We start from the raw sequence: 2268 nt of genomic DNA, 5'->3' as shown, positions 1-2268 counted from the left end.
TAATATATAAAATTTATTAAAAAAATAAGGTAGTAATTTTATATTACTGCCTTTTTTTGTAGAATAGAATTAATTTTTTCGCTTTTAAATAAGTACTATTATCATAAAAAAATAAAATTTAGTCATATAATGAAAACACAGTACAAACATTATCTCACTTTACTTTTAATAAGTATTTTACTATCTAGTTGTAATACGCAAAAAGTACACAGTAACAAAGTACAAAATACTGATAGACCAGAACCTAATGTGGTGCTGTTACTTACAGATGATTTAGGTTGGCAAGATCTAAAAGTTTATGATATAGATGAACCTTCTCCCTACGAAACACCTAATATTGATGCTTTTGCAAAAGAAGGCGTTCAGTTTTGGCAAGCCTACTCTCCAGCTCCTACTTGTGCACCAAGTAGATGTGCAATAATGAGTGGGAATCATCCTGCAAGAGCCCAAAAAACTCATGTTGTAGGTTGAGGACCTCCCACAGTTAATGCAAGTAAAACTGCACAACGTATTATATCTCCTTGGTATAGTGGACGTATGCCAGAAAATGAAATGACTTTAGCTAAAGTTTTGCAACAAAAAGGATATAAAACAGGACATGCTGGTAAATGGCACATGGCCATAAACCACTTTGCTTACCCACAACCTGAAGATCAAGGGTTTGATATTACAACTCATAATCGTGGAGTTACAAGTCCTCAAAAGCCACATAGGCTTACAGATTTTGCAACAAATGATGCTAATGATCCTTATCAATTAGATGAAAATGGATTTCCATTTCACCAAAATAATCAAGATGCGTTAAAGTTCTTAAAAGAGAATAAACAAGATCCATTTTTCTTGTATTATGCTACTTTTTTAGTACATGCACCTATTCATACAAGAAGTAAAGCGCTTTTAGAAAAATATTGTAAAAAATTAGGAGTAGATTTTCCAACAGACCCTAAACATTGGGATTTAAAAGGACAAAAGAATCCATATTATGCTGCTATGGTAGAAATGCTAGATTACTATGTGGGACAAGTTTTTAATTATTTACAAACTACAGATGATCCACGTTGGCCAGGGCATAAATTAAGTGAAAATACGTATGTAATTTTTACTTCTGATAATGGTGGTATGGAAGGGCATCCAGGAGAAGTTTTTACCGATAATTACCCACTAGATAAAGGAAAAATTAATGCTAAAGAAGGAGGGACAAGAGTTCCTTTAATTATTGCAGGTCCTGGAGTTAAAAAAGGAATACAATCAGATGTTGTTGTAAACGGACTTGACTTTTATCCTACCATTTTATCATTATTAAATGTAGAGAAACCTAAGAACAAACATTTTGATGGAGATGATTTATCAACATTATTATTAGAAGATCCTACCGATTCTAAACTAGTTTTAGACAAAAGCGGAAAAGAAAGAAATACGATGATGTGGCATTTTCCACATTCTTCATTTCAAAGTACTTTACGTATTGGCGATTATAAGTTCATTAGAAATTATGATTACAAAAACAACCCTAAAACTCCAGAGTTTGAGTTATACAGATTGTACGATTCTTCTAACGGAACAGCTGAACGTGTTGATATAGAAGAAGCGAAAAATTTAGCAAAAAAAGATGTTAAAAGAACTGAAGAGATGAATAGTAAATTAACATCTATTTTAACAGAAATGAAAGCAAGTTATCCTTCATATAATCCTCATTATGAAAAGGATATGGAACATAAAGAAACTGTGCCTTCTGTACTTTCTTCATCTATTAATAACAGTCAAGTTACTTTTAAATTTAAAGAAAATGGTGCTAAAGTTGTGAATGCTAATTTAATTTACACAACAAATGGTGGAGACCGTTATGAAGAATGGTTTAAAAAGGAAGCACATATAAATTCAGATGCTACAGTTACTGTTACGTTGCCAAAAGGAACAACTCACTATCTAATTAACTTAATTGATGAGCATAATTTTTTAGTAAGTTATCCAGAAATACCAGCAATAAAAAGAATTAAAAGTAAAAAGAAACAGTATTCTGCATATGCTTTAAATACAAAGTAATTAGTTGATTGAATTGGTAAAAACAAAAAAAAACGGGGTCTTCCCCGTTTTTTTAAATCTTTGAATTAAGGTGTATTTGTTTTAGAAACTCAAAAGAACCTTTATTTTCATTGTAGTGTTGTGCTTAAGTGTTATAATATACGTTAGCTACATTCATTTAAAAGATTTGACTATCAAAGAAAAAAGTAACCCTATAGAAATCAAATGGGGATGCATATGATTTCT

1 pseudogene is annotated in these 2268 nt (G+C 31.0%); it reads left to right on the top strand.

Going from position 1 to position 2268, the window contains the following annotated elements:
* Nucleotides 1-129: 129 nt before the first annotated feature.
* A pseudogene (locus ABJG40_RS10995) lies at nt 130-2043 on the top strand (sulfatase).
* Nucleotides 2044-2268 lie beyond the last annotated feature (225 nt).

Origin of the sequence: Polaribacter sp., assembly GCF_039939415.1 — a bacterium.
GTDB lineage: Bacteria > Bacteroidota > Bacteroidia > Flavobacteriales > Flavobacteriaceae > Polaribacter.
Note: the sequence above shows the minus strand (reverse complement) of the source record. Positions and strands in the feature narration are given on the sequence as shown.